The organism is Yersinia sp. 2553 StPb PI (assembly GCF_052217105.1).
Taxonomy (GTDB): Bacteria; Pseudomonadota; Gammaproteobacteria; order Enterobacterales; family Enterobacteriaceae; genus Yersinia; species Yersinia enterocolitica_E.
Genome location: NZ_JAZGPX010000002.1, coordinates 3,514,452 through 3,536,577, shown reverse-complemented (window position 1 = coordinate 3,536,577; position 22,126 = coordinate 3,514,452). Strand labels below are relative to the sequence as shown.

The window sequence follows — 22,126 nt, the reverse complement described above, 5'->3', positions numbered from 1 at the left end:
TTTTATGCTGGTGGGTACAGCGGTGCAGATTTCAGCTACAATCTGTGCCAATTTTTGTTCCAAGGGTAGGAGATATCATGAAAGTAGCAAAAGACTTGGTGGTCAGCCTGGCTTACCAGGTACGTACAGAAGACGGTGTTTTAGTTGATGAGTCTCCGGTGAGTGCGCCGTTGGACTACTTGCATGGACACGGTTCCCTGATCGCTGGTTTGGAAAAAGCGCTCGAAGGTCATGAAGCTGGCGACAGCTTTGATGTGCGCGTGAATGCAGACGAAGGCTACGGCAGCTATGATGAAAATCTGGTGCAGCGCGTACCGAAAGACGTCTTTATGGGCGTTGACGAGCTGGAAGTTGGCATGCGTTTCCTGGCTGATACCGATCAAGGTCCAGTACCGGTAGAGATCACTGCTGTTGAAGATGAGCACGTGGTGGTTGATGGTAACCACATGCTGGCGGGTCAGGATCTGAACTTCCACGTTGACGTGGTTGCTATCCGTGAAGCAACAGAAGAAGAGCTGCAACATGGCCACGTACATGGCGAGCATGATCATCATCATGAACACGGTGATGGTTGCTGTGGCGGTCATGGCCATGATGAGAGTGACCACGATCATGAACATGGTAAAGGTGGTTGTGGTAAGGGCGGCTGTGGCTGTCACTAAGATCTGACTCTGTCAGTCAAAAGCCAGCCTTGCGGCTGGCTTTTTGCTATCCGCATTAATAATGCGGAGGCGGTGTCTCTTCTGCTGGCGAGGCCATCATGGAAGACTGAGATTCGCGCAGTTTATCGGTCAACAAGCGCAGATGCTCCCGCAATTTGGTCATTTCCATTTGGTGCTCCGTCACGATCAAATTGAGTTCCTCAATCGTCACTTCCTGAAATGCCAGACGGCTTTCCAGCATTTCCAGCCGTTGTTCAAACAGGGATTGTTCCATATTAATTTCCTCTCATGACTGCAAACCATACCCTCTTATTATTTCCTATTTGATACTCATAGAGAAAAAACAGGGGAGGGGCGATTCTACCTGTAAAACGCCGTGATTGCCTTGCGAGGGTCAAGATATCGATAAAACGAAACTTCTTGTAGTAAAAAAAGTCTTAATATCACTTAATAGCATCAGCATAGAGATTGTTTTGTGTTCGCACAGACAGTTATAGTACAAGTTACACTTATAATCGTTGCTTGGGGTAAGTGTCCTTAAGCCAATGGAGAAATGGATGAAATCACTGTTTAAAGTAACGCTACTGGCTACCACCATGGCGCTGACCCTGAATACCTCTGCTACTTTCGCTGCTGAAGCAGCCAAAACCGCAGCCGCGCCAGCAACGACCAATAGCGCATTTAAAAATGATGACCAGCAATCTGCTTATGCATTAGGCGCATCATTAGGGCGTTACATGGATAATTCCCTAAAAGAACAAGAAAAGCTGGGTATTAAACTGGATAAAGACCAGTTGATCGCCGGTGTTCAGGACGCGTTTGCTAACAAAAGCAAACTGACTGATGCAGAAATTGAAAGCACTCTGCAAAGTTTTGAAGCTCGCGTAAAAGCTTCTGCTCAGGCAAAAATGGAGCAGGACGCTAAAGAAAATGCCGATAAGGGCGCTAAGTATCGCGATACTTTCGCTAAAGAAAAAGATGTGAAGAAAACCGCATCTGGCCTGCTGTACAAAGTAGAGAAAGCCGGTACTGGTGAAGCACCAAAAGACAGTGATACCGTGGTTGTTAATTACAAAGGGACACTGACTGATGGCACTGAGTTTGATAACTCCTACAAGCGTGGTGAGCCATTATCCTTCCGCTTGGACGGTGTTATCCCAGGTTGGACTGAAGGCCTGAAGCAAATCAAAAAAGGTGGCAAGATCACCCTGGTTATCCCACCAGAACTGGCTTACGGCAAAACTGGCGTCCCAGGTATCCCAGCTAACTCTACTCTGGTATTCGATGTAGAACTGTTAGATGTGAAAGCGGCACCAAAAGCTGATGCTCCAGAAGAGCAACCAGCAGCAGCTGCAGGCGAAAAAGCGAAGAAGTAATTCAGCTTAGTTCACCGATTCTGCTTATAACCGCTGCGATAATTGTCGTGGCGGTTTTTTTTGCGGCACATCTATCAATTTTCACTTCTGTTCGTTGATAACTTGACGGTTTATGGCTTGTGGGCTTAACGTCAATATCACGCGCAAACGCAAGGATTTTATCTCAGCATATTTGCTAGACTTAAAATCTAAGATATTGAGTTATGAGTCTGCCAACGATATTGAGACAGGCTTTACCTAGAGGATGGTGTCTTCGATGTCTAATTCGCTTCTCAGTAGCGAAACCAGTGAACTGGATTTACTGGATGAACGTCCGTTCAGTCAGACGGACCATGAAATACTAAAATCATACGAAGCTGTCGTTGATGGCTTAGCTATGCTTATTGGCGGCCACTGTGAAATCGTTCTGCACTCACTGGAAGATCTGAAAAGCTCTGCGGTAAGAATTGCGAATGGAGAACACACTGGAAGGCAAATTGGTTCACCGATAACCGACTTGGCTCTACGGATGTTGCACGATATGGCCGGTGCTGATAGCAGTGTTTCAAGAGCTTATTTCACCCGAGCCAAAAGTGGTGTACTGATGAAATCAGTCACTATCGCTATCCGTAACCGTGACCAGCGTGTTATTGGCTTGCTGTGCATCAACATGAATCTGGATGTGCCTTTCTCACAAATCATCCAAACGTTTATGCCGCCGGAAACGCAGGAAGTTGCTTCCTCGGTCAACTTTGCCTCATCTGTTGATGATTTGGTGGCGCAAACACTTGAATTTACCATCGAAGAAGTCAATGCGGACCGTAATGTTTCTAACAATGCGAAGAACCGCCAAGTGGTACTTAATCTTTATGAAAAGGGTATTTTTGATATCAAAGATGCCATCAATCAGGTTGCAGAACGGCTTAATATCTCTAAACACACCGTCTATCTCTACATTCGCCAATTCAAAAGTGGCGACCTTGTAGGGCACGACCGTTAATGTCTGGCGTGAAAAGATATTGTCTTATGGTCACTGGGCCTGCTTATGGTACGCAGCAGGCCAGTAGTGCTTATCAATTTGCACAAGCGCTGATAAATTCAGGTCACAGTTTGGTGAGTGTTTTCTTCTATCGCGAAGGCGTTTTGAACGCTAACCAATTAACTGCCCCTGCCAGTGATGAATTTGACTTGGTAAGGGCGTGGCAACAATTGGCGGCTGAACATGCTGTTATGTTGCATGTGTGTGTGGCGGCGGCATTACGCCGTGGTGTAACCGACCAACAGGAAGCCGAACAACTCAATCTTGCGGCAGCGAATCTGCAACCGGGTTTTACCTTAACCGGCTTGGGTGCGTTAGCCGAAGCCGCATTGACCTGTGATCGCATGGTGCAATTTTAATGGCAATGAAACGTGTCGCTTTTGTTTTCACCCAAGGTCCGCATGGCAATTCGGCAGGGCGGGAAGGGTTGGATGCCTTACTGGCCACATCGGCATTAAGCGAAGATTTAGGTGTATTCTTTCTGTCAGATGGTGTCTTGCAGCTATTACCTCAGCAACAACCGGAAATAATTCTCGCCAGAAACTATATTGCCACTTTCGGTGTCTTACCCCTGTACGATGTTGAGAATTGTTATATCTGCGAAGCCTCATTAGAGCAACGCGGGTTGAGTGGTGTGACGAACTGGATCCTTGATGTCGAGGTATTATCTCCGGTAAATTTACGTCGCCAATTGGCAACTTATGATGTTGTGCTGACTTTTTAATGGGATTTGGGTCGCTATAATGCTGTATACCGTCAGTCATTCTCCTTATCGTTGCGATTTATCTGCTTTGCTGAGATTAGTCACATCCGAAGATGAGATTCTCTTTCTACAAGATGGCGTTATGACTGTTTTGAAAAACAGTGAAAGTCTTAAGCTATTGTTAAATAACCCAGCTTCTCTATTTGTGTTAGAAGATGACGTTATTGCACGTGGTTTGTCTGGTCAAATTTCAGACAGCGCTACGCTAATCGGCTATACTCACTTCGTGGATTTGACCCTAAAACATCAGCAACAACTGGCATGGTAATGCAGTCAATGCTGTATATTTCTTGACACCTTAGATAGTCAGCCATAAAATTCTGCGTCCTCGTTCTCTGCCAGTCGTGCAAACGAGGGGGATTTATCACGTGTTTACGAAGCAAAAAACCAGGAGCTTTTTTAATAATGGCAACGATTAACCAGCTGGTTCGCAAGCCACGCAGCATGAAGGTTGCTAAAAGCAACGTTCCTGCGCTGGAAGCATGCCCGCAGAAACGTGGTGTATGTACCCGCGTATATACCACCACCCCGAAAAAACCTAACTCCGCACTGCGTAAAGTTTGCCGTGTGCGTTTAACTAACGGTTTTGAAGTCACCTCCTACATTGGCGGTGAAGGTCATAACCTACAGGAACACTCCGTGATCCTGATCCGTGGCGGTCGTGTAAAAGACTTGCCAGGTGTGCGTTACCACACCGTCCGCGGCGCGCTTGACTGCTCAGGTGTTAAAGACCGTAAGCAATCACGTTCTAAGTACGGCGTGAAGAAGCCAAAGGCTTAATGGTTCTCCGTTAAGTAAGGCCAAACATTTTCACATTAATGTCAAAATAAACTCTTAGAGTTTTGGACAACCCTGAATTAACAACGGAGTATTTCCATGCCACGTCGTCGTGTAATTGGTCAGCGTAAAATTTTGCCAGATCCTAAGTTCGGATCTGAATTGCTGGCTAAATTTGTAAATATCCTGATGGTAGATGGTAAAAAATCTACTGCAGAAGCAATCGTCTATACCGCGCTGGAAACCCTGGCTCAGCGTTCTGGTAAAGATTTTCTGGAAGCTTTCGAAGTAGCTCTGGATAACGTGCGCCCGACTGTCGAAGTTAAGTCTCGCCGCGTTGGTGGTTCTACTTATCAGGTACCAGTTGAAGTTCGTCCGGTTCGTCGTAATGCCTTGGCAATGCGTTGGATCGTTGATGCTGCTCGTAAACGCGGTGATAAATCCATGGCTTTGCGCTTGGCGAATGAACTGTCTGACGCAGCAGAGAACAAAGGTTCTGCTGTTAAGAAACGTGAAGACGTTCACCGTATGGCCGAAGCTAACAAGGCGTTCGCGCACTACCGCTGGTAATTACCACGCAGTAGCTATGCTAACCATGCGGGCGCTTTAATAGTTAACCCGCATGGTTAATCGAATGAACGCCTAAGGCAATAGAGGAATCAAATGGCTCGTAAAACACCCATTGAGCGCTATCGTAATATCGGTATCAGCGCTCACATCGACGCCGGTAAGACAACCACTACCGAACGTATCCTGTTTTACACCGGTGTAAACCATAAGATCGGTGAAGTTCATAACGGCGCAGCCACTATGGACTGGATGGAACAAGAGCAGGAACGTGGTATTACCATTACTTCTGCGGCTACTACCTGCTTCTGGTCTGGTATGGCTAAACAGTATGAACCACATCACATCAATATCATTGACACCCCAGGGCACGTTGACTTCACCATTGAAGTTGAACGTTCTATGCGTGTTCTTGACGGTGCGGTAATGGTTTACTGTGCAGTTGGTGGTGTTCAGCCACAGTCTGAGACCGTATGGCGTCAGGCGAACAAATATAAAGTCCCACGCATTGCGTTCGTTAACAAAATGGACCGCATGGGTGCTAACTTCCTGAAAGTTGTTGGCCAGCTTAAAGCTCGTCTGGGCGCGAATCCAGTTCCATTGCAACTGGCAATCGGCGCGGAAGAGAAATTCACTGGTGTTATCGATCTAGTGAAAATGAAAGCGATCAACTGGAATGAAGCCGATCTGGGTGTGACCTTCGAATACGAAGAGATCCCTGCTGATATGGCTGAGCTGGCTGCTGAATGGCACCAGAATCTGGTTGAATCGGCTGCAGAAGCGTCTGAAGAGTTGATGGACAAGTATTTGGGCGGCGAAGAGCTGACCGAAGAAGAAATCAAGAAAGCTCTGCGTCAACGTGTTCTGCGCAACGAAATTATCTTGGTTACCTGTGGTTCTGCGTTTAAAAACAAAGGCGTACAGGCAATGCTGGATGCAGTTATCGATTATCTGCCAGCGCCAACTGACGTTGAAGCAATCAACGGTATTTTGGACGATGGTAAAGATACTCCGGCTGTTCGTCATTCAGACGACAAAGAGCCGTTCTCTGCATTGGCATTCAAAATTGCTACCGACCCGTTTGTGGGTAACCTGACATTCTTCCGTGTGTACTCTGGCATTGTTAACTCCGGTGACACTGTGCTGAACTCAGTACGTTCGCGTGAAGAGCGTTTGGGTCGTATCGTACAGATGCACGCCAACAAACGTGAAGAGATCAAAGAAGTTCGCGCAGGCGACATCGCAGCAGCGATCGGCCTGAAAGACGTGACGACGGGTGACACCTTATGTGATCCAAAGCATGTGATCATTCTGGAACGTATGGAGTTCCCTGAGCCAGTGATCTCTGTTGCCGTTGAACCAAAAACCAAAGCCGACCAGGAAAAAATGGGTATGGCTCTGGGGCGTCTGGCAAAAGAAGATCCATCATTCCGTGTGTGGACTGACGAAGAATCAGGTCAGACTATCATCGCTGGTATGGGTGAGCTGCACTTGGATATCCTGGTTGACCGTATGCGCCGCGAATTTAGCGTGGAAGCAAACATCGGTAAACCTCAGGTTGCTTACCGTGAAACTATCCGCGATACCGTCAAGGACGTGGAAGGTAAGCACGCTAAGCAGTCAGGCGGTCGTGGTCAGTACGGTCATGTTGTTATCGATATGTCTCCGTTACCACCGGGTGGCGCTGGGTATGAATTCGTCAACGAAATCGTTGGTGGTTCTATTCCTAAAGAGTTCATCCCTGCTGTTGATAAAGGTATCCAGGAACAACTGAAGTCCGGTCCTCTGGCTGGTTATCCGGTTGTGGACGTTAAAGTGCGTCTGCACTACGGTTCTTACCATGATGTTGACTCCTCAGAATTGGCGTTTAAATTAGCCGGTTCTATCGCCTTTAAAGAAGGTTTCAAACGAGCTAAACCAGTTCTGCTTGAGCCAATAATGAAGGTTGAAATCGAAACCCCTGAAGATTATGCGGGTGACGTAATGGGTGACCTGAGTCGTCGTCGTGGCATGATCGAAGGTATGGAAGATACGTTAACTGGTAAGACTATTCGTGCCCAGGTTCCGTTGTCTGAAATGTTCGGTTATGCTACTGACCTGCGCTCTCAGACCCAGGGCCGTGCTTCATACTCTATGGAGTTCCTGAAGTATGCTGAAGCGCCGAGTAACGTCGCTCAAGCCGTTATCGAAGCCCGTGGCAAATAAGCTTTCGGGTTTAAAACAATGATCCAGTGCTCTCTCATAAGTGGTAGAGCACCAGAGTAAGGAATATAGTCGTGTCTAAAGAAAAATTTGAACGTAACAAACCCCATGTAAACGTCGGTACTATCGGCCACGTTGACCATGGTAAAACTACCCTGACTGCAGCAATCACTACCGTACTGGCTAAAACCTACGGCGGTAGCGCTCGTGCTTTCGATCAGATCGATAACGCACCAGAAGAAAAAGCTCGTGGTATCACCATCAACACTTCTCACGTTGAATATGACACCCCGACTCGTCACTATGCGCACGTTGACTGCCCAGGACACGCCGACTACGTTAAAAACATGATCACCGGTGCTGCTCAGATGGACGGCGCGATCTTGGTTGTTGCTGCAACTGATGGTCCTATGCCACAGACTCGTGAACACATCCTGTTGGGTCGCCAGGTTGGCGTTCCATACATGATCGTATTCATGAACAAATGTGACATGGTTGACGACGAAGAGCTGCTGGAACTGGTAGAAATGGAAGTTCGTGAACTTCTTTCTGCTTACGATTTCCCAGGCGACGACATTCCAGTAATCAAGGGCTCAGCTCTGAAAGCACTGGAAGGCGTTCCTGAGTGGGAAGCAAAAATTATCGAACTGGCTGAAGCATTGGATACTTATATTCCACTGCCAGAACGTGCTATCGATAAGCCATTCTTGCTGCCAATCGAAGACGTATTCTCTATCTCAGGCCGTGGTACTGTTGTAACTGGTCGTGTAGAGCGCGGTATCGTTAAAGTTGGTGAAGAAGTAGAGATCGTTGGTATCAAAGATACTGTTAAATCTACTTGTACTGGCGTTGAAATGTTCCGCAAACTGCTGGACGAAGGCCGTGCTGGTGAGAACGTTGGTGTTCTTCTGCGTGGTATCAAACGTGAAGATATCGAACGTGGTCAGGTTCTGGCTAAACCAGGCTCTATCAAACCACACACTACCTTTGATTCAGAAGTTTATATTCTGAGCAAAGACGAAGGCGGCCGTCATACTCCGTTCTTCAAAGGCTACCGTCCTCAGTTCTACTTCCGTACAACTGACGTAACCGGTACCATCGAACTGCCAGAAGGCGTTGAAATGGTAATGCCTGGTGATAACGTGAACATGGTTGTTACCTTGATTCACCCAATCGCAATGGACGACGGTCTGCGTTTCGCAATCCGTGAAGGTGGCCGCACTGTAGGCGCTGGTGTTGTTGCTAAAGTTATCGCTTAATTGCTTTACTGATTAATTATTTTATTGATCAAGTAACCAAGGGTGCTTCGGCACCCTTTTTTTTTGATAAAGTGAATAATCTTAATTGAAATAACACGCATTCTTATTTACACTTGAGAGATTGGTTAAGAAGTGAGTCTCTCTATGTATGTTTGTCTGTGTAATGCGGTATCTGACAAAGTTATCCGTAAAGCTGTACGTCAGCACCATCCACATACCATTAAACAACTGCGTCAATTGGTACCCATTGGTACAGACTGCGGTAAGTGCATCCGACAGGCCAGAGAGATACTGATCGAGGAACGCGCGAACATTCCAGAAATGAATGATGTTGCCTAATAGTTAGCAGGGAGAAGTATTCCCCACACTTTGCCATCTGGTACTACACTTTGTGTACTGGAAGCGGAGGGTATAGTTATGAAAGGCGATAAAAAGATAATTGCACATCTCAATACACTACTCGGCAACGAGCTAGTTGCCATCAATCAATATTTTCTCCATGCCCGAATGTTTAAAAACTGGGGGCTGATGCGCCTTAATGATAAGGAGTATCACGAATCTATAGACGAAATGAAGCATGCCGATAAATACATCGAACGTATTTTATTCCTCGAAGGTATTCCTAACTTACAGGACTTGGGTAAGCTGAATATTGGCGAGGATGTTGAGGAAATACTGAAATCAGATTTAGCTCTCGAGCTCGCCGGGGCGAAGGATCTGCGTGAAGGTATTGCTTATGCTGATTCTATCCATGATTATGTTAGTCGCGATTTATTGAAAGAAATTCTTGCTGATGAAGAGGGCCATATTGACTGGCTCGAAACAGAACTGAGTCTGATTGAGCGTTTAGGTATACAAAACTACTCTCAGGCACAGTTGGCGAAAGACTAAACACTTGCAAGATAGCTTGTTTATTAACCATAAGATTACGCAGTCAAAAAGAGTGAGAATCCTTCTTGGACTCACTCTTTTTTTCATTCCTACCGCACAAATTAACCTTATATCCCCTTAATTAAATTATCTGGCAAGTTTTTGCATAGATTCCCAACACTGACTTGCTTCCTGCTGGTATTTACGTATAATGCGCGGGCCTACCTAATCTTGGTTGGCCAGATTGAAACTAATCTGTCAGTCATAGCCTAGTGCTGTTACTGAACAATACTCCCGATATGGGGGTTATATGTTGAACGATTACACTCCCCCATCAATCGAAATGGGTGCGAGGAGTAATCATTTACGTTTATAAATAATTGGAGCTCTGGTCTCATGCAGAACCAAAGAATCCGTATCCGCCTGAAAGCGTTTGATCATCGTTTGATCGATCAATCAACTGCGGAAATCGTCGAGACTGCCAAGCGCACTGGTGCGCAGGTTCGCGGTCCGATCCCGCTGCCAACTCGCAAAGAGCGCTTTACCGTTCTGATCTCTCCGCACGTCAATAAAGATGCGCGCGATCAGTACGAGATTCGCACTCACAAGCGTCTGGTTGACATCGTTGAGCCAACCGAGAAAACCGTTGATGCTCTGATGCGTCTGGATCTGGCTGCTGGTGTAGACGTGCAGATCAGCCTGGGTTAATCAGGTCATTGAGCGATTGAGAGGTTGAAACAATGATTGGTTTAGTCGGTAAGAAAGTGGGTATGACGCGTATCTTCACTGAAGATGGCGTTTCAATCCCAGTAACTGTTATCGAAATTGAAGCGAACCGCGTAACTCAGGTCAAAAGCCTGGAGAACGACGGATACCGTGCTGTGCAAGTAACTACCGGTGCTAAAAAAGCTAACCGCGTTACTAAACCAGAAGCGGGTCATTTCGCTAAAGCTGGCGTAGAAGCTGGCCGTGGTCTGTGGGAATTCCGCCTTCCAGAAGGTCAAGAATTCACTGCTGGCCAAGAAATTAGCGTCGAAATCTTTGCAGACGTTAAGAAAGTCGACGTTACAGGTACGTCTAAAGGTAAAGGTTTTGCCGGTACTGTTAAGCGCTGGAACTTCCGTACCCAAGATGCTACCCATGGTAACTCCTTGTCTCACCGCGTTCCGGGTTCTATCGGTCAGAACCAGACTCCGGGCAAAGTGTTTAAAGGCAAGAAAATGGCAGGCCATATGGGTGATGAACGTGTAACTGTTCAAAGCCTGGATGTAGTACGTGTTGACGCTGAGCGCAACCTACTGCTGGTCAAGGGCGCTGTACCGGGAGCAACCGGTGGCAACCTGATCGTAAAACCGGCTGTCAAGGCGTAACGTCGAGGAGATAGGAATGGAATTGGTAATGAAAGACGCGCAAGGCGCGCTGACTGTTTCCGAAACTACCTTCGGGCGTGATTTCAATGAAGCGCTTGTACATCAGGTTGTTGTTGCTTACGCAGCAGGTGCCCGTCAAGGTACTCGTGCTCAGAAGACCCGTGCTGAAGTAACAGGTTCCGGTAAGAAACCGTGGCGCCAGAAAGGCACCGGCCGTGCGCGTGCAGGTTCTGTAAAGAGCCCAATCTGGCGTTCAGGTGGTGTGACCTTTGCTGCGAAGCCTCAGGATCACAGTCAGAAAGTAAATAAAAAGATGTACCGCGGCGCGCTGAAAAGCATTCTGTCCGAATTGGTACGTCAAGATCGTCTGATCATTGTCGAAAAGTTCTCTGTTGAAGCACCTAAAACTAAGTTGCTGGCGCAGAAACTGAAAGATATGGCTCTGGAAGATGTGCTGATCGTAACGGGTGAACTGGACGAGAACTTGTTCTTGGCAGCTCGCAACCTGTACAAGGTTGACGTTCGCGATGTAGCCGGTATCGACCCAGTTAGCCTGATCGCCTTCGATAAAGTGGTTATGACTGCTGATGCTGTGAAGCAAGTTGAGGAGATGCTGGCATGATTCGTGAAGAACGTCTGCTGAAAGTACTGCGCGCGCCGCATGTATCTGAAAAAGCGTCCGCTGCGATGGAAAAGAATAACACCATCGTTCTCAAAGTTGCCAAAGACGCGACCAAAGCAGAAATTAAAGCTGCAGTGCAGAAACTGTTTGAAGTCGAAGTCGAAGACGTTAACACCTTGCTGGTTAAAGGCAAGAGTAAGCGTCACGGTCAGCGTGTTGGTCGTCGTAGCGACTGGAAAAAAGCTTACGTCACCCTGAAAGAAGGCCAGAATCTGGACTTCATCGGCGGCGCAGAGTAAGTCGGAGGAGTAAAACAATGGCAATTGTTAAATGTAAACCTACATCTCCGGGTCGTCGCCACGTTGTTAAGGTGGTTAACCAGGAGTTGCATAAGGGTAAGCCTTATGCCCCGTTGCTTGAGAAATTAAGCAAAAGCGGTGGCCGTAACAACAATGGCCGTATCACTACCCGTCATATCGGTGGTGGCCACAAGCAACATTATCGTCTGGTTGACTTCAAACGCAACAAAGATGGTATCCCTGCAGTGGTTGAGCGTCTGGAGTACGATCCGAACCGTTCCGCGAATATCGCGCTGGTTCTGTACAAAGACGGCGAACGCCGTTATATCCTGGCGCCAAAAGGCCTGAAAGCTGGTGACCAGATTCAATCTGGCGTTGATGCGGCAATTAAAGCAGGTAACACCCTGCCTATGCGTAACATCCCAGTTGGTTCAACGGTTCATAACGTAGAAATGAAACCAGGTAAAGGCGGCCAATTGGCTCGTTCTGCTGGTGCATACGTTCAGATCGTTGCTCGTGACGGTTCCTACGTTACTCTGCGTCTGCGCTCCGGCGAAATGCGCAAGGTTCAAGCTGATTGCCGCGCCACCTTAGGTGAAGTCGGTAACGCTGAACACATGCTGCGTGTGCTGGGTAAAGCAGGTGCTAGTCGTTGGCGTGGTATTCGTCCTACCGTTCGCGGTACGGCGATGAACCCGGTAGATCACCCACACGGTGGTGGTGAAGGTCGTAACTTTGGTAAGCACCCGGTAACTCCGTGGGGCGTTCAAACCAAAGGTAAGAAGACCCGTAGCAACAAGCGTACTGATAAGTTCATCGTACGTCGCCGTAGTAAAAAATAATTAGAGGATAAGCCATGCCACGTTCTCTCAAGAAAGGTCCCTTCATTGACCTGCACTTGCTGAAGAAGGTAGAGAAAGCGGTGGAAAGCGGAGACAAGAAGCCAATTCGGACTTGGTCCCGTCGTTCAACGGTCTTTCCAAATATGATCGGTTTGACCATCGCTGTCCATAATGGTCGTCAGCACGTTCCCGTTTTTGTAGCCGATGAAATGGTCGGTCACAAACTGGGTGAATTCGCGCCGACCCGTACTTATCGCGGCCATGCGGCCGATAAAAAGGCTAAAAAGCGCTAAGGTAGGAGGAAGAGATGGAAACTATCGCTAAACATCGCCACGCTCGTTCTTCTGCTCAGAAGGTTCGCTTGGTAGCGGACCTGATTCGCGGTAAGAAAGTGTCGCAAGCTCTGGAAACTCTGGCCTATACCAACAAGAAAGCTGCTGGTTTGGTTAAGAAGGTACTAGAGTCTGCCATTGCTAACGCAGAACACAACGATGGCGCTGACATCGATGATCTGAAAGTCACGAAGATCTTCGTAGACGAAGGCCCTAGCATGAAGCGCATTATGCCGCGTGCAAAAGGTCGTGCAGATCGCATCCTGAAGCGCACCAGCCACATTACTGTGGTTGTGTCCGATCGCTGAGACTCTGGAGACTAGCAATGGGTCAGAAAGTACATCCTAATGGTATTCGACTAGGTATTGTCAAAGCTTGGAACTCTACCTGGTACGCAAATACCAAAGAATTCGCTGACAACCTGGACGGCGACTTTAAAGTTCGCCAATTCCTGACTAAGGAATTAGCGAAAGCTTCCGTTTCTCGCATCGTTATCGAGCGTCCAGCGAAGAGCATCCGTGTGACTATTCACACCGCTCGTCCTGGCATCGTTATCGGCAAGAAAGGTGAAGATGTCGAAAAACTGCGTAAGGTCGTAGCGGATATCGCTGGCGTTCCTGCACAGATTAACATCGCCGAAGTCCGTAAACCGGAACTGGACGCAAAATTGGTTGCTGACAGCATCACTTCACAGCTGGAACGTCGTGTTATGTTCCGTCGTGCTATGAAGCGTGCTGTACAGAACGCAATGCGTCTTGGCGCTAAAGGTATCAAAGTTGAAGTAAGCGGCCGCCTTGGCGGTGCTGAAATCGCGCGTACCGAATGGTACCGTGAAGGTCGTGTTCCGTTGCATACACTGCGTGCGGATATCGATTACAACACATCTGAAGCGCACACCACTTATGGTGTAATCGGCGTTAAGGTATGGATCTTCAAAGGTGAGATCTTGGGTGGTATGGCTGCTGTTGAACAACCGGAACCGGCTGCTCAACCTAAAAAGCAGCAGCGTAAAGGCCGCAAGTAAGGAGAATCGCTGATGTTACAACCAAAGCGTACAAAATTCCGTAAGATGCACAAAGGCCGTAACCGTGGCCTTGCGCAAGGTACGGATGTTAGCTTCGGTGAGTTCGGCCTGAAAGCTTGTGGCCGTTGCCGCCTGACGGCTCGTCAAATCGAAGCAGCCCGTCGTGCGATGACACGTGCAATTAAGCGTCAAGGTAAGGTCTGGATCCGTGTATTCCCGGACAAGCCGATCACCGAGAAGCCGCTCGAAGTGCGTATGGGTAAAGGTAAGGGTAACGTAGAGTATTGGGTTGCCCTGATCCAGCCAGGAAAAATGTTGTTTGAAATGGCTGGTGTACCTGAAGAAACTGCTCGCGAAGCATTTAAGCTCGCAGCAGCGAAACTGCCTGTAGGAACCACCTTTGTAACTAAGACGGTGATGTGATGAAAGCACAAGAGCTGCGTGAAAAAAGCGTTGAAGAGCTGAACACTGAGCTGCTCAACCTGCTGCGTGAGCAATTCAATTTGCGCATGCAGGCGGCTAGTGGCCAGCTGCAACAAACTCACCTGTCGAAACAAGTGCGCCGTAATATCGCACGTGTTAAGACTTTACTGACTGAGAAGGCGGGTGCGTAATGACTGAGCAAATCCGTACTCTGCAAGGTCGCGTAGTTAGTGACAAAATGGAGAAATCCATGGTTGTTGCTATCGAACGTGTGGTGAAACACCCTATTTACGGGAAATTCATCCGTCGTACGACGAAATTGCATGTACATGACGAGAACAATGAATGTGGAATCGGTGACGTGGTAGAAATCCGCGAATGCCGTCCACTGTCAAAGACTAAGTCTTGGACGCTTGTTCGCGTTGTAGAGAAAGCGATTCTGTAATAGAGTAGCCAACTCGAACATAATAAACGGCTCAGAAAGTGGGCCGTTTATTTTTTCTACCCATAATTTGGAAGCGGTGTTATAATGCTGCGCCCTCATTAATGGGGCTTTTAAACGACCTATTCTGGGTCCTAAAGTAGTAGTTGACATTAGCGGAGCACTAACATGATCCAAGAACAGACTATGCTGAACGTGGCCGACAACTCCGGTGCACGTCGCGTAATGTGTATCAAGGTTCTAGGTGGCTCGCACCGTCGCTACGCAGGCATCGGCGACATCATCAAGATCACCATCAAGGAAGCAATTCCTCGTGGCAAGGTGAAGAAAGGCGATGTTCTGAAGGCGGTAGTGGTGCGCACCAAGAAGGGTGTACGTCGCCCGGACGGTTCTGTCATTCGCTTCGATGGTAACGCTTGTGTTATTTTAAATAATAACAGCGAGCAGCCAATCGGCACGCGTATTTTTGGGCCGGTAACTCGTGAACTGCGTAATGAGAAGTTCATGAAAATTATCTCTCTGGCACCAGAAGTACTCTAAGGAGCGAACCATGGCAGCGAAAATCCGTCGTGATGACGAAGTTATCGTGCTAACCGGGAAAGACAAAGGTAAGCGCGGTAAAGTAAAGAATGTCCTGTCTGCTGGTAAGGTCATTGTTGAAGGTATCAACCTGGTTAAAAAACATCAGAAGCCGGTTCCGGCCCTGAACCAACCAGGTGGCATTGTTGAAAAAGAAGCTGCAATTCAAGTTTCCAACCTTGCGCTGTTCAACACGACAACCGGTAAGGCTGACCGTGTAGGCTTTAGATTCGAAGACGGCAAAAAAGTCCGTTTCTTTAAATCTAATAGCGAAACTATCAAGTAATTTGGAGTAATACGATGGCGAAACTGCATGATTACTACAAAGACGAGGTGGTCAAACAACTGATGTCTCAGTTTGGCTACAACTCTGTCATGCAAGTCCCTCGGGTCGAGAAGATCACCCTGAACATGGGTGTTGGTGAAGCGATCGCTGACAAGAAACTGCTGGACAATGCAGCAGCTGACTTGGCAGCAATCTCCGGTCAAAAACCGTTTATCACCAAAGCACGCAAATCTGTTGCAGGCTTCAAAATCCGTCAGGGCTATCCGATCGGCTGTAAAGTAACCCTGCGTGGCGAACGCATGTGGGAATTCTTTGAGCGTCTGATTACCATTGCTGTACCTCGTATCCGTGACTTCCGTGGCTTGTCCGCTAAGTCATTCGATGGTCGTGGTAACTACAGCATGGGTGTGCGCGAGCAGATCATCTTCCCGGAAATCGACTACGATAAAGTCGATCGTGTACGTGGTTTGGATATTACCATTACCACTACTGCGAAATCCGATGATGAAGGCCGTGCATTGTTGGCTGCTTTTAAATTCCCATTCCGCAAGTAAGGTAGGGTTACTGATGGCTAAGCAATCAATGAAAGCACGCGAAGTTGTTCGCGTGAAACTAGCTAACAAATACCGCGCTCAACGCGAGGAATTAAAAGCTATTATCTCTGGTGTGAACTCATCCGACGAAGACCGTTGGAATGCTGTTCTGAAGCTGCAGTCTCTGCCGCGTGATTCCAGCCCGTCCCGTCAGCGTAACCGCTGCAACCAAACTGGTCGTCCGCATGGTTTCCTGCGGAAGTTCGGGTTGAGCCGTATTAAAGTCCGTGAAACCGCAATGCGCGGTGAAATCCCGGGCCTTAAGAAGGCTAGCTGGTAATTGTCACCAATTGAATCACGGGAGTAAAGACAGATGAGCATGCAAGATCCGATCGCGGATATGCTGACCCGTATCCGTAACGGTCAATCCGCAAACAAAGTCGCGGTCACCATGCCTTCCTCCAAGCTGAAAGTGGCAATTGCCAACGTTCTGAAGGAAGAAGGTTTTATTGAAGATTTTAAAATCGAAGGCGACACCAAGCCTGTTCTGGAATTAGCTCTTAAGTACTTCCAGGGTAAGGCAGTGGTAGAAAGCATTCAACGTATCAGCCGTCCAGGTCTGCGCATCTATAAGAAAAAAGATGAGCTGCCAAAAGTTATGGCCGGTTTGGGTATCGCTGTTATTTCTACCTCTAAAGGTGTTATGACCGATCGTGCAGCTCGCCAAGCTGGTCTTGGTGGCGAGATTATCTGCTACGTAGCTTAATTCGGGAGGAAAGAATGTCTCGTGTTGCAAAAGCACCCGTCGTCATTCCTGCCGGCGTAGAGGTAAAACTCAACGGTCAGGTTATTTCGATAAAGGGTAAGAACGGCGAGCTGACTCGTACCGTCCATAGCGCTGTTGAAGTTAAGCAAGAAGAAAATACACTGACTTTCGCTCCACGCGAAGGCGCTGTAGACGGTTGGGCCCAAGCGGGTACCACTCGTGCACTGCTTAACGCAATGGTCGTTGGTGTTACCGAAGGCTTCACTAAGAAGCTTCAATTGGTAGGTGTAGGTTACCGTGCCGCAGTTAAAGGCAACGTGGTGAATTTAGCTTTAGGCTTCTCTCATCCAGTTGACCATGAATTGCCGGCTGGCATCACTGCAGAATGCCCGACCCAAACTGAAATCGTGCTGAAAGGCGCTGATAAGCAGGTGATTGGTCAGGTTGCAGCAGATTTACGTGCCTACCGTCGTCCTGAGCCTTATAAAGGCAAGGGTGTCCGTTACGCCGACGAAGTCGTGCGTACCAAAGAGGCTAAGAAGAAGTAAGGTAACACTATGGATAAGAAAGCAGCTCGTATCCGTCGTGCGACCCGCGCACGCCGCAAGCTCAAAGAACTGGGTGCGACTCGCCTGGTGGTACATCGTACCCCACGCCATATTTACGCGCAGGTTATTGCACCAAACGGTTCAGAAATTTTGGTAGCAGCTTCTACTGTAGAAAAAGCTATCAATGAGCAATTGAAGTACGCCGGCAACAAAGATGCCGCCGCAGCTGTAGGTAAAGCTGTTGCAGAGCGCGCATTGGAAAAAGGGATCACGAAAGTATCCTTTGACCGTTCCGGTTTCCAATATCATGGTCGAGTCCAGGCACTGGCAGATGCTGCCCGTGAAGCTGGCCTTCAGTTCTAAGGTAGAGGTGTAAGATGTCACACATCGAAAAACAAGCTGGCGAACTGCAGGAAAAGCTGATCGCGGTAAACCGCGTATCTAAAACCGTAAAAGGTGGCCGTATTTTCAGCTTTACCGCACTGACAGTAGTTGGTGATGGTAACGGTCGCGTTGGTTTTGGCTACGGCAAAGCACGCGAAGTTCCGGCAGCGATCCAGAAAGCGATGGAAAAAGCCCGTCGCGCTATGATTAATGTTGCTTTGGATAACGGTACTCTGCAGCACCCAGTTAAAGGTGCTCACACAGGTTCTCGTGTATTCATGCAACCAGCTTCTGAAGGTACCGGTATCATCGCCGGTGGTGCAATGCGCGCCGTCTTGGAAGTTGCAGGGGTTCATAACGTATTGGCCAAGGCCTATGGTTCTACTAACCCGATCAACGTGGTTCGTGCAACTATTGCAGCTCTGGAAGATATGAAATCCCCAGAAATGGTCGCTGCCAAGCGTGGTAAGTCCGTCGAAGAAATTCTAGGGAAATAACCATGGCAAAGACTATTAAAGTAACTCAAACAAAAAGCAGTATCGGTCGTTTGCCGAAACATAAGGCAACTCTGATCGGTTTAGGTCTGCGTCGTATTGGTCATACTGTAGAGCGTGAGGATACTCCTGCTGTGCGTGGTATGGTCAACTTGGTTTCCTACATGGTTAAAGTTGAGGAGTAACAGATGCGTTTAAATACTCTGTCTCCGGCTGAAGGTGCCAAGCATGCGCCGAAGCGTGTAGGTCGTGGTATCGGTTCTGGCCTGGGTAAAACTGCTGGTCGTGGTCACAAAGGTCAGAACTCACGTTCTGGTGGTGGCGTACGTCGTGGTTTTGAAGGTGGTCAGATGCCTTTATATCGTCGTTTGCCGAAATTCGGCTTCACCTCTCGCAAAGCTATGATCACGGCAGAAGTTCGTCTGTCTGAACTGGCTTTAGTGGAAGGCGACGTAATCGACCTGAACACGTTGAAAGCCGCTAACGTTGTTGGTACCCAGATTGAGTTCGCGAAAGTTATGCTTTCAGGCGAAATCACTCGTGCGGTAACTCTTCGTGGTCTGCGTGTCACCAAAGGCGCTCGTGCTGCTATCGAAGCTGCTGGCGGTAAAATTGAGGAATAAGTAGCAGATGGCTAAGCAACCAGGATTAGATTTTCAAAGTGCTAAAGGCGGATTAGGCGAACTGAAGCGCAGACTTTTGTTTGTTATCGGTGCGCTTATTGTTTTCCGTATCGGCTCTTTTATTCCGATTCCTGGTATCGATGCCACTGTGCTTGCTAAATTGCTCGAGCAGCAGAGAGGGACCATCATTGAAATGTTTAACATGTTCTCTGGTGGTGCTCTCAGTCGTGCTTCTATCTTTGCCTTGGGTATCATGCCGTATATTTCGGCATCGATTATTATCCAACTGTTAACGGTGGTTCATCCAGCGTTAGCAGAGATAAAGAAAGAAGGGGAGGCTGGCCGTCGTAAGATTAGCCAGTACACCCGTTATGGCACGTTGGTATTGGCTATATTCCAATCGATCGGTATTGCTACCGGTCTGCCGAATATGCCTGGGATGCAAGGTCTGGTAATCAATCCAGGCTTTGCTTTCTACTTTACCGCTGTTGTTAGCTTGGTCACCGGGACTATGTTCCTGATGTGGCTGGGCGAACAGATTACTGAGCGTGGTATCGGTAACGGTATTTCAATCATAATCTTTGCTGGTATTGTTGCTGGTCTTCCACCTGCAATAGCCCATACCATCGAGCAAGCTCGGCAAGGCGACCTGCACTTCCTCCTGTTGCTGTTGGTTGCAGTATTAGTGTTTGCAGTAACCTTCTTCGTTGTTTTCATTGAACGTGGTCAGCGTCGTATCGTCGTTAACTATGCTAAACGTCAACAAGGTCGTCGTGTTTATGCAGCACAGAGCACACACTTACCGTTGAAAGTGAATATGGCTGGGGTTATTCCAGCAATCTTCGCTTCCAGCATAATTCTGTTCCCTGCCACGATTGCATCATGGTTTGGGGGCGGGACAGGTTGGAACTGGCTGACGACTATTTCGATGTATTTGCAGCCGGGACAGCCGCTTTATGTGTTACTCTATGCGTCTGCAATCATCTTCTTCTGTTTCTTCTACACGGCGTTAGTGTTTAACCCGCGTGAAACAGCAGATAACCTGAAGAAGTCCGGTGCATTCGTGCCAGGAATTCGTCCGGGAGAGCAAACGGCGAAGTACATCGATAAAGTAATGACGCGTCTAACCTTAATTGGTGCGATGTATATTACTTTCATCTGCCTGATCCCGGAGTTCATGCGTGACGCGATGAAAGTACCATTTTACTTTGGTGGTACCTCCCTACTTATCGTAGTGGTGGTCATCATGGACTTTATGGCTCAAGTGCAAACTCTGATGATGTCTAGTCAATACGAGTCTGCATTGAAGAAAGCAAACCTGAAAGGCTATAACCGCTAATTCAGGGATGTTTGAGAAGTTACGGAGAGTAAAAATGAAAGTTCGTGCTTCCGTCAAGAAATTATGTCGTAACTGCAAAATTGTTAAGCGTAACGGTGTCGTTCGCGTAATCTGCAGTGCCGAACCAAAGCATAAACAGCGTCAAGGCTGATTTATCTTGCATATTTTTCTTGCAAAGTTGGGTTGAGCTGGCTAGATTAGCCAGCCAATCTTTTGTATGTGACTGCAATACTATTTGAGTATCCTGAAAACGGGCTTTTCAGAATGGTATTGCTGTATAAAATAGTAGGAGTGCATAGTGGCCCGTATAGCAGGCATTAACATTCCTGATCAGAAACATACCGTAATCGCGTTAACTGCGATCTACGGCATCGGTAAAACCCGTTCACAGGCTATCTGTGTTGCTGCGGGTATTGCTGAAAATGTTAAGATCAGTGAGCTGTCTGAAGAGCAAATCGAGAAGCTGCGTGACGAAGTTGCCAAGTACGTTGTAGAAGGTGATCTGCGTCGTGAGGTGACCCTGAGCATCAAGCGTCTGATGGACCTTGGGACTTATCGTGGTTTGCGTCATCGTCGTGGTCTACCAGTTCGCGGTCAGCGTACTAAGACCAACGCACGTACCCGTAAGGGTCCGCGTAAACCGATCAAGAAATAATCGGGGTGATTGAATAATGGCAAAGGCACCTATTCGTGCACGCAAGCGTGTAAGAAAGACAGTCTCTGACGGTGTGGCTCATATCCATGCTTCTTTCAACAACACCATCGTTACTATTACAGATCGTCAAGGTAACGCATTGGGTTGGGCAACAGCAGGTGGTTCCGGTTTCCGTGGATCTCGTAAGTCTACTCCGTTTGCAGCGCAAGTTGCAGCAGAGCGCTGCGCTGACGCAGTGAAAGAATACGGTATCAAGAATCTGGAAGTTATGGTTAAAGGACCTGGTCCGGGCCGTGAGTCTACTATCCGTGCGTTAAACGCGGCTGGTTTCCGCATCACTAATATTACTGATGTGACTCCGATCCCTCATAACGGTTGTCGTCCGCCGAAAAAGCGCCGCGTATAACGCTGCTTTTAGGTTTGTTGGAGAGAGAAAATGGCAAGATATTTGGGTCCTAAGCTCAAGCTGAGCCGTCGTGAGGGCACAGACCTGTTCCTTAAGTCTGGCGTTCGCGCGATTGACACCAAGTGTAAGATTGAACAACCACCTGGCCAGCACGGTGCGCGTAAACCGCGTCTGTCTGACTACGGTGTGCAGTTACGTGAGAAACAAAAAGTTCGCCGTATCTATGGTGTTCTAGAACGTCAATTCCGTAACTACTATAAAGAAGCAGCACGTCTGAAAGGCAACACAGGTGCAAACCTGTTGCAACTGCTGGAAGGTCGTCTGGATAACGTAGTTTACCGTATGGGCTTTGGCGCAACTCGTGCTGAATCACGTCAGCTGGTTAGTCATAAAGCTATCATGGTAAATGGTCGCGTTGTTAACATCGCTTCTTATCAGGTATCTCCGAATGACGTAGTCAGCATCCGTGAGAAAGCTAAAAAGCAGTCTCGTGTTAAGGCAGCTTTGGAGCTGGCTGAGCAGCGTGAAAAGCCGACTTGGCTGGAAGTTGATGCTGTCAAGATGGAAGGTGTGTTCAAACGTATTCCTGAACGTACTGATCTGTCTGCGGACATTAACGAACACCTGATCGTCGAGCTTTACTCCAAGTAAAGCTTAGTACCAAA

The 22,126-nt window shown here is 47.9% G+C and carries 39 protein-coding genes; 38 read left to right on the top strand and 1 reads right to left on the bottom strand.

All coding sequences use genetic code 11. The features are described from left to right. The first annotated feature begins 77 nt into the window (after nucleotides 1–77). The gene (slyD, locus tag V2A84_RS17810; protein ID WP_083161174.1) at nucleotides 78–662 is read left to right on the top strand and encodes a peptidylprolyl isomerase; all 585 of its coding nucleotides are present in this window, start codon (nucleotides 78–80) and stop codon (nucleotides 660–662) included. 55 nt (nucleotides 663–717) lie between these two features. On the opposite strand, the gene V2A84_RS17805 is transcribed toward slyD, so the two are convergent. After that, nucleotides 718–936 (bottom strand): protein SlyX, encoded by a 219-nt coding sequence (locus tag V2A84_RS17805; protein ID WP_005186209.1) that lies wholly within the window; start codon nucleotides 934–936, stop codon nucleotides 718–720. A 283-nt stretch (nucleotides 937–1,219) separates the two neighbouring features. Between V2A84_RS17805 and fkpA the strand changes: the two genes are divergently transcribed. The 37 genes from fkpA (at nucleotide 1,220) to rpsD (ending at nucleotide 22,112) form a co-directional block, all read left to right on the top strand. Beyond that, on the top strand, nucleotides 1,220–2,038 hold the full coding sequence (fkpA, locus tag V2A84_RS17800; RefSeq protein WP_083161173.1) for an FKBP-type peptidyl-prolyl cis-trans isomerase: 819 nt from the start codon (nucleotides 1,220–1,222) through the stop codon (nucleotides 2,036–2,038). 256 nt (nucleotides 2,039–2,294) lie between these two features. After that, nucleotides 2,295–3,017: a helix-turn-helix transcriptional regulator gene (locus V2A84_RS17795; protein WP_032906602.1), complete on the top strand. Its 723-nt coding sequence runs from the start codon at nucleotides 2,295–2,297 to the stop codon at nucleotides 3,015–3,017. Next, nucleotides 3,017–3,415: a sulfurtransferase complex subunit TusD gene (gene tusD, locus V2A84_RS17790; protein ID WP_083161172.1), complete on the top strand. Its 399-nt coding sequence runs from the start codon at nucleotides 3,017–3,019 to the stop codon at nucleotides 3,413–3,415. The genes V2A84_RS17795 and tusD overlap by 1 nt, the downstream gene beginning before the upstream one ends. Further along, nucleotides 3,415–3,780 (top strand): sulfurtransferase complex subunit TusC, encoded by a 366-nt coding sequence (gene tusC / locus V2A84_RS17785; protein WP_083161171.1) that lies wholly within the window; start codon nucleotides 3,415–3,417, stop codon nucleotides 3,778–3,780. The genes tusD and tusC overlap by 1 nt, the downstream gene beginning before the upstream one ends. A gap of 19 nt (nucleotides 3,781–3,799) precedes the next feature. Beyond that, nucleotides 3,800–4,087, top strand: a complete 288-nt coding sequence (tusB, locus tag V2A84_RS17780) for a sulfurtransferase complex subunit TusB (RefSeq protein ID WP_049601300.1) — start codon at nucleotides 3,800–3,802, stop codon at nucleotides 4,085–4,087. A 137-nt stretch (nucleotides 4,088–4,224) separates the two neighbouring features. After that, a complete protein-coding gene (gene rpsL, locus V2A84_RS17775) occupies nucleotides 4,225–4,599 on the top strand; it encodes a 30S ribosomal protein S12 (protein ID WP_002212323.1) in 375 nt (124 codons plus the stop codon). Nucleotides 4,600–4,695: 96 nt separating this feature from the next. Beyond that, complete coding sequence (gene rpsG / locus V2A84_RS17770; protein ID WP_002212324.1) at nucleotides 4,696–5,166, top strand: 30S ribosomal protein S7; 471 nt, start codon at nucleotides 4,696–4,698, stop codon at nucleotides 5,164–5,166. Nucleotides 5,167–5,259: 93 nt separating this feature from the next. Then, the gene (gene fusA, locus V2A84_RS17765) at nucleotides 5,260–7,368 is read left to right on the top strand and encodes an elongation factor G (RefSeq protein WP_083161170.1); all 2,109 of its coding nucleotides are present in this window, start codon (nucleotides 5,260–5,262) and stop codon (nucleotides 7,366–7,368) included. Nucleotides 7,369–7,439: 71 nt separating this feature from the next. Continuing rightward, nucleotides 7,440–8,624: an elongation factor Tu gene (tuf, locus tag V2A84_RS17760; protein WP_005186230.1), complete on the top strand. Its 1,185-nt coding sequence runs from the start codon at nucleotides 7,440–7,442 to the stop codon at nucleotides 8,622–8,624. Between the two features lie 144 nt (nucleotides 8,625–8,768). Continuing rightward, complete coding sequence (bfd, locus tag V2A84_RS17755; protein WP_005186233.1) at nucleotides 8,769–8,963, top strand: bacterioferritin-associated ferredoxin; 195 nt, start codon at nucleotides 8,769–8,771, stop codon at nucleotides 8,961–8,963. Nucleotides 8,964–9,041: 78 nt separating this feature from the next. Further along, nucleotides 9,042–9,515 carry a bacterioferritin gene (bfr, locus tag V2A84_RS17750; RefSeq protein WP_083161169.1) on the top strand — a complete coding sequence of 158 codons (474 nt, stop codon included), beginning with the start codon at nucleotides 9,042–9,044 and terminating at the stop codon, nucleotides 9,513–9,515. 375 nt (nucleotides 9,516–9,890) lie between these two features. After that, nucleotides 9,891–10,202, top strand: a complete 312-nt coding sequence (rpsJ, locus tag V2A84_RS17745) for a 30S ribosomal protein S10 (RefSeq protein ID WP_001181005.1) — start codon at nucleotides 9,891–9,893, stop codon at nucleotides 10,200–10,202. A 32-nt stretch (nucleotides 10,203–10,234) separates the two neighbouring features. Continuing rightward, nucleotides 10,235–10,864 (top strand): 50S ribosomal protein L3, encoded by a 630-nt coding sequence (gene rplC / locus V2A84_RS17740; protein ID WP_002218932.1) that lies wholly within the window; start codon nucleotides 10,235–10,237, stop codon nucleotides 10,862–10,864. A gap of 16 nt (nucleotides 10,865–10,880) precedes the next feature. Then, nucleotides 10,881–11,486, top strand: a complete 606-nt coding sequence (rplD, locus tag V2A84_RS17735) for a 50S ribosomal protein L4 (RefSeq protein WP_004702326.1) — start codon at nucleotides 10,881–10,883, stop codon at nucleotides 11,484–11,486. Further along, entirely contained in the window at nucleotides 11,483–11,785 is a 303-nt protein-coding gene (rplW, locus tag V2A84_RS17730) for a 50S ribosomal protein L23 (RefSeq protein ID WP_005159841.1), read from the top strand. The genes rplD and rplW overlap by 4 nt, the downstream gene beginning before the upstream one ends. 17 nt (nucleotides 11,786–11,802) lie before the next feature. Next, nucleotides 11,803–12,627: a 50S ribosomal protein L2 gene (rplB, locus tag V2A84_RS17725; RefSeq protein WP_005186240.1), complete on the top strand. Its 825-nt coding sequence runs from the start codon at nucleotides 11,803–11,805 to the stop codon at nucleotides 12,625–12,627. A gap of 14 nt (nucleotides 12,628–12,641) precedes the next feature. After that, on the top strand, nucleotides 12,642–12,920 hold the full coding sequence (gene rpsS, locus V2A84_RS17720) for a 30S ribosomal protein S19 (RefSeq protein ID WP_032818077.1): 279 nt from the start codon (nucleotides 12,642–12,644) through the stop codon (nucleotides 12,918–12,920). A gap of 14 nt (nucleotides 12,921–12,934) precedes the next feature. Then, nucleotides 12,935–13,267: a 50S ribosomal protein L22 gene (gene rplV / locus V2A84_RS17715; protein WP_004391423.1), complete on the top strand. Its 333-nt coding sequence runs from the start codon at nucleotides 12,935–12,937 to the stop codon at nucleotides 13,265–13,267. Between the two features lie 17 nt (nucleotides 13,268–13,284). Then, nucleotides 13,285–13,983, top strand: coding sequence for a 30S ribosomal protein S3 (gene rpsC, locus V2A84_RS17710; protein ID WP_083161167.1), 699 nt, complete (start codon nucleotides 13,285–13,287; stop codon nucleotides 13,981–13,983). Nucleotides 13,984–13,995: 12 nt separating this feature from the next. Further along, nucleotides 13,996–14,406 carry a 50S ribosomal protein L16 gene (gene rplP / locus V2A84_RS17705; protein WP_038242806.1) on the top strand — a complete coding sequence of 137 codons (411 nt, stop codon included), beginning with the start codon at nucleotides 13,996–13,998 and terminating at the stop codon, nucleotides 14,404–14,406. Then, nucleotides 14,406–14,597 carry a 50S ribosomal protein L29 gene (gene rpmC, locus V2A84_RS17700; RefSeq protein WP_005159843.1) on the top strand — a complete coding sequence of 64 codons (192 nt, stop codon included), beginning with the start codon at nucleotides 14,406–14,408 and terminating at the stop codon, nucleotides 14,595–14,597. The genes rplP and rpmC overlap by 1 nt, the downstream gene beginning before the upstream one ends. Beyond that, entirely contained in the window at nucleotides 14,597–14,851 is a 255-nt protein-coding gene (gene rpsQ, locus V2A84_RS17695; protein ID WP_032820219.1) for a 30S ribosomal protein S17, read from the top strand. Before rpmC ends, rpsQ begins: the two co-directional genes overlap by 1 nt. Before the next feature lie 165 nt (nucleotides 14,852–15,016). Next, on the top strand, nucleotides 15,017–15,388 hold the full coding sequence (gene rplN, locus V2A84_RS17690; RefSeq protein ID WP_002213325.1) for a 50S ribosomal protein L14: 372 nt from the start codon (nucleotides 15,017–15,019) through the stop codon (nucleotides 15,386–15,388). A gap of 10 nt (nucleotides 15,389–15,398) precedes the next feature. Next, nucleotides 15,399–15,713 (top strand): 50S ribosomal protein L24, encoded by a 315-nt coding sequence (gene rplX / locus V2A84_RS17685; protein WP_049612315.1) that lies wholly within the window; start codon nucleotides 15,399–15,401, stop codon nucleotides 15,711–15,713. Nucleotides 15,714–15,727: 14 nt separating this feature from the next. After that, nucleotides 15,728–16,267, top strand: coding sequence for a 50S ribosomal protein L5 (rplE, locus tag V2A84_RS17680; protein WP_004391419.1), 540 nt, complete (start codon nucleotides 15,728–15,730; stop codon nucleotides 16,265–16,267). 13 nt (nucleotides 16,268–16,280) lie between these two features. Further along, on the top strand, nucleotides 16,281–16,586 hold the full coding sequence (gene rpsN, locus V2A84_RS17675; RefSeq protein WP_004391418.1) for a 30S ribosomal protein S14: 306 nt from the start codon (nucleotides 16,281–16,283) through the stop codon (nucleotides 16,584–16,586). Between the two features lie 33 nt (nucleotides 16,587–16,619). Then, nucleotides 16,620–17,012: a 30S ribosomal protein S8 gene (rpsH, locus tag V2A84_RS17670; RefSeq protein WP_032820216.1), complete on the top strand. Its 393-nt coding sequence runs from the start codon at nucleotides 16,620–16,622 to the stop codon at nucleotides 17,010–17,012. A gap of 14 nt (nucleotides 17,013–17,026) precedes the next feature. Beyond that, nucleotides 17,027–17,560: a 50S ribosomal protein L6 gene (gene rplF, locus V2A84_RS17665; RefSeq protein WP_004391415.1), complete on the top strand. Its 534-nt coding sequence runs from the start codon at nucleotides 17,027–17,029 to the stop codon at nucleotides 17,558–17,560. A 9-nt stretch (nucleotides 17,561–17,569) separates the two neighbouring features. Beyond that, complete coding sequence (gene rplR / locus V2A84_RS17660) at nucleotides 17,570–17,923, top strand: 50S ribosomal protein L18 (protein ID WP_004391413.1); 354 nt, start codon at nucleotides 17,570–17,572, stop codon at nucleotides 17,921–17,923. A 14-nt stretch (nucleotides 17,924–17,937) separates the two neighbouring features. Continuing rightward, on the top strand, nucleotides 17,938–18,441 hold the full coding sequence (rpsE, locus tag V2A84_RS17655; RefSeq protein ID WP_004391412.1) for a 30S ribosomal protein S5: 504 nt from the start codon (nucleotides 17,938–17,940) through the stop codon (nucleotides 18,439–18,441). 2 nt (nucleotides 18,442–18,443) lie between these two features. Then, nucleotides 18,444–18,623, top strand: a complete 180-nt coding sequence (rpmD, locus tag V2A84_RS17650) for a 50S ribosomal protein L30 (protein WP_002213339.1) — start codon at nucleotides 18,444–18,446, stop codon at nucleotides 18,621–18,623. 3 nt (nucleotides 18,624–18,626) lie between these two features. Further along, nucleotides 18,627–19,061 (top strand): 50S ribosomal protein L15, encoded by a 435-nt coding sequence (gene rplO, locus V2A84_RS17645; protein ID WP_004391411.1) that lies wholly within the window; start codon nucleotides 18,627–18,629, stop codon nucleotides 19,059–19,061. Between the two features lie 7 nt (nucleotides 19,062–19,068). Then, nucleotides 19,069–20,400 carry a preprotein translocase subunit SecY gene (gene secY, locus V2A84_RS17640; RefSeq protein ID WP_002213344.1) on the top strand — a complete coding sequence of 444 codons (1,332 nt, stop codon included), beginning with the start codon at nucleotides 19,069–19,071 and terminating at the stop codon, nucleotides 20,398–20,400. Nucleotides 20,401–20,434: 34 nt separating this feature from the next. Then, nucleotides 20,435–20,551, top strand: a complete 117-nt coding sequence (gene rpmJ, locus V2A84_RS17635) for a 50S ribosomal protein L36 (protein WP_002227352.1) — start codon at nucleotides 20,435–20,437, stop codon at nucleotides 20,549–20,551. Between the two features lie 147 nt (nucleotides 20,552–20,698). After that, nucleotides 20,699–21,055, top strand: a complete 357-nt coding sequence (rpsM, locus tag V2A84_RS17630; protein WP_004702348.1) for a 30S ribosomal protein S13 — start codon at nucleotides 20,699–20,701, stop codon at nucleotides 21,053–21,055. 16 nt (nucleotides 21,056–21,071) lie between these two features. Further along, the gene (rpsK, locus tag V2A84_RS17625; RefSeq protein WP_004709234.1) at nucleotides 21,072–21,461 is read left to right on the top strand and encodes a 30S ribosomal protein S11; all 390 of its coding nucleotides are present in this window, start codon (nucleotides 21,072–21,074) and stop codon (nucleotides 21,459–21,461) included. A 30-nt stretch (nucleotides 21,462–21,491) separates the two neighbouring features. Further along, complete coding sequence (gene rpsD, locus V2A84_RS17620) at nucleotides 21,492–22,112, top strand: 30S ribosomal protein S4 (protein ID WP_002218949.1); 621 nt, start codon at nucleotides 21,492–21,494, stop codon at nucleotides 22,110–22,112. Nucleotides 22,113–22,126 lie beyond the last annotated feature (14 nt).

What these genes read in the sequence shown, in the direction of transcription:
- rpsJ (WP_001181005.1), top strand. Translation starts at nt 9,891, where the DNA reads ATGCAGAACCAAAGAATCCGTATCCGCCTGAAAGCGTTTGATCATCGT.
- tusC (WP_083161171.1), top strand. Translation starts at nt 3,415, where the DNA reads ATGGCAATGAAACGTGTCGCTTTTGTTTTCACCCAAGGTCCGCATGGC.
- rplN (WP_002213325.1), top strand. Translation starts at nt 15,017, where the DNA reads ATGATCCAAGAACAGACTATGCTGAACGTGGCCGACAACTCCGGTGCA.
- rpsD (WP_002218949.1), top strand. Translation starts at nt 21,492, where the DNA reads ATGGCAAGATATTTGGGTCCTAAGCTCAAGCTGAGCCGTCGTGAGGGC.
- rplO (WP_004391411.1), top strand. Translation starts at nt 18,627, where the DNA reads ATGCGTTTAAATACTCTGTCTCCGGCTGAAGGTGCCAAGCATGCGCCG.
- rplR (WP_004391413.1), top strand. Translation starts at nt 17,570, where the DNA reads ATGGATAAGAAAGCAGCTCGTATCCGTCGTGCGACCCGCGCACGCCGC.
- rplP (WP_038242806.1), top strand. Translation starts at nt 13,996, where the DNA reads ATGTTACAACCAAAGCGTACAAAATTCCGTAAGATGCACAAAGGCCGT.
- fusA (WP_083161170.1), top strand. Translation starts at nt 5,260, where the DNA reads ATGGCTCGTAAAACACCCATTGAGCGCTATCGTAATATCGGTATCAGC.
- bfd (WP_005186233.1), top strand. Translation starts at nt 8,769, where the DNA reads ATGTATGTTTGTCTGTGTAATGCGGTATCTGACAAAGTTATCCGTAAA.
- secY (WP_002213344.1), top strand. Translation starts at nt 19,069, where the DNA reads ATGGCTAAGCAACCAGGATTAGATTTTCAAAGTGCTAAAGGCGGATTA.
- rpsK (WP_004709234.1), top strand. Translation starts at nt 21,072, where the DNA reads ATGGCAAAGGCACCTATTCGTGCACGCAAGCGTGTAAGAAAGACAGTC.
- rplB (WP_005186240.1), top strand. Translation starts at nt 11,803, where the DNA reads ATGGCAATTGTTAAATGTAAACCTACATCTCCGGGTCGTCGCCACGTT.
- rpmC (WP_005159843.1), top strand. Translation starts at nt 14,406, where the DNA reads ATGAAAGCACAAGAGCTGCGTGAAAAAAGCGTTGAAGAGCTGAACACT.
- rplC (WP_002218932.1), top strand. Translation starts at nt 10,235, where the DNA reads ATGATTGGTTTAGTCGGTAAGAAAGTGGGTATGACGCGTATCTTCACT.
- rpsN (WP_004391418.1), top strand. Translation starts at nt 16,281, where the DNA reads ATGGCTAAGCAATCAATGAAAGCACGCGAAGTTGTTCGCGTGAAACTA.
- rplW (WP_005159841.1), top strand. Translation starts at nt 11,483, where the DNA reads ATGATTCGTGAAGAACGTCTGCTGAAAGTACTGCGCGCGCCGCATGTA.
- bfr (WP_083161169.1), top strand. Translation starts at nt 9,042, where the DNA reads ATGAAAGGCGATAAAAAGATAATTGCACATCTCAATACACTACTCGGC.
- rpsQ (WP_032820219.1), top strand. Translation starts at nt 14,597, where the DNA reads ATGACTGAGCAAATCCGTACTCTGCAAGGTCGCGTAGTTAGTGACAAA.
- V2A84_RS17795 (WP_032906602.1), top strand. Translation starts at nt 2,295, where the DNA reads ATGTCTAATTCGCTTCTCAGTAGCGAAACCAGTGAACTGGATTTACTG.
- fkpA (WP_083161173.1), top strand. Translation starts at nt 1,220, where the DNA reads ATGAAATCACTGTTTAAAGTAACGCTACTGGCTACCACCATGGCGCTG.
- V2A84_RS17805 (WP_005186209.1), bottom strand. Translation starts at nt 936, where the DNA reads ATGGAACAATCCCTGTTTGAACAACGGCTGGAAATGCTGGAAAGCCGT.
- rpsG (WP_002212324.1), top strand. Translation starts at nt 4,696, where the DNA reads ATGCCACGTCGTCGTGTAATTGGTCAGCGTAAAATTTTGCCAGATCCT.
- rplX (WP_049612315.1), top strand. Translation starts at nt 15,399, where the DNA reads ATGGCAGCGAAAATCCGTCGTGATGACGAAGTTATCGTGCTAACCGGG.
- rplF (WP_004391415.1), top strand. Translation starts at nt 17,027, where the DNA reads ATGTCTCGTGTTGCAAAAGCACCCGTCGTCATTCCTGCCGGCGTAGAG.
- rpsS (WP_032818077.1), top strand. Translation starts at nt 12,642, where the DNA reads ATGCCACGTTCTCTCAAGAAAGGTCCCTTCATTGACCTGCACTTGCTG.
- rpsC (WP_083161167.1), top strand. Translation starts at nt 13,285, where the DNA reads ATGGGTCAGAAAGTACATCCTAATGGTATTCGACTAGGTATTGTCAAA.
- rpsH (WP_032820216.1), top strand. Translation starts at nt 16,620, where the DNA reads ATGAGCATGCAAGATCCGATCGCGGATATGCTGACCCGTATCCGTAAC.
- tusD (WP_083161172.1), top strand. Translation starts at nt 3,017, where the DNA reads ATGTCTGGCGTGAAAAGATATTGTCTTATGGTCACTGGGCCTGCTTAT.
- rplE (WP_004391419.1), top strand. Translation starts at nt 15,728, where the DNA reads ATGGCGAAACTGCATGATTACTACAAAGACGAGGTGGTCAAACAACTG.
- rpmD (WP_002213339.1), top strand. Translation starts at nt 18,444, where the DNA reads ATGGCAAAGACTATTAAAGTAACTCAAACAAAAAGCAGTATCGGTCGT.
- rpmJ (WP_002227352.1), top strand. Translation starts at nt 20,435, where the DNA reads ATGAAAGTTCGTGCTTCCGTCAAGAAATTATGTCGTAACTGCAAAATT.
- tusB (WP_049601300.1), top strand. Translation starts at nt 3,800, where the DNA reads ATGCTGTATACCGTCAGTCATTCTCCTTATCGTTGCGATTTATCTGCT.
- rpsE (WP_004391412.1), top strand. Translation starts at nt 17,938, where the DNA reads ATGTCACACATCGAAAAACAAGCTGGCGAACTGCAGGAAAAGCTGATC.
- rplD (WP_004702326.1), top strand. Translation starts at nt 10,881, where the DNA reads ATGGAATTGGTAATGAAAGACGCGCAAGGCGCGCTGACTGTTTCCGAA.
- slyD (WP_083161174.1), top strand. Translation starts at nt 78, where the DNA reads ATGAAAGTAGCAAAAGACTTGGTGGTCAGCCTGGCTTACCAGGTACGT.
- rplV (WP_004391423.1), top strand. Translation starts at nt 12,935, where the DNA reads ATGGAAACTATCGCTAAACATCGCCACGCTCGTTCTTCTGCTCAGAAG.
- rpsL (WP_002212323.1), top strand. Translation starts at nt 4,225, where the DNA reads ATGGCAACGATTAACCAGCTGGTTCGCAAGCCACGCAGCATGAAGGTT.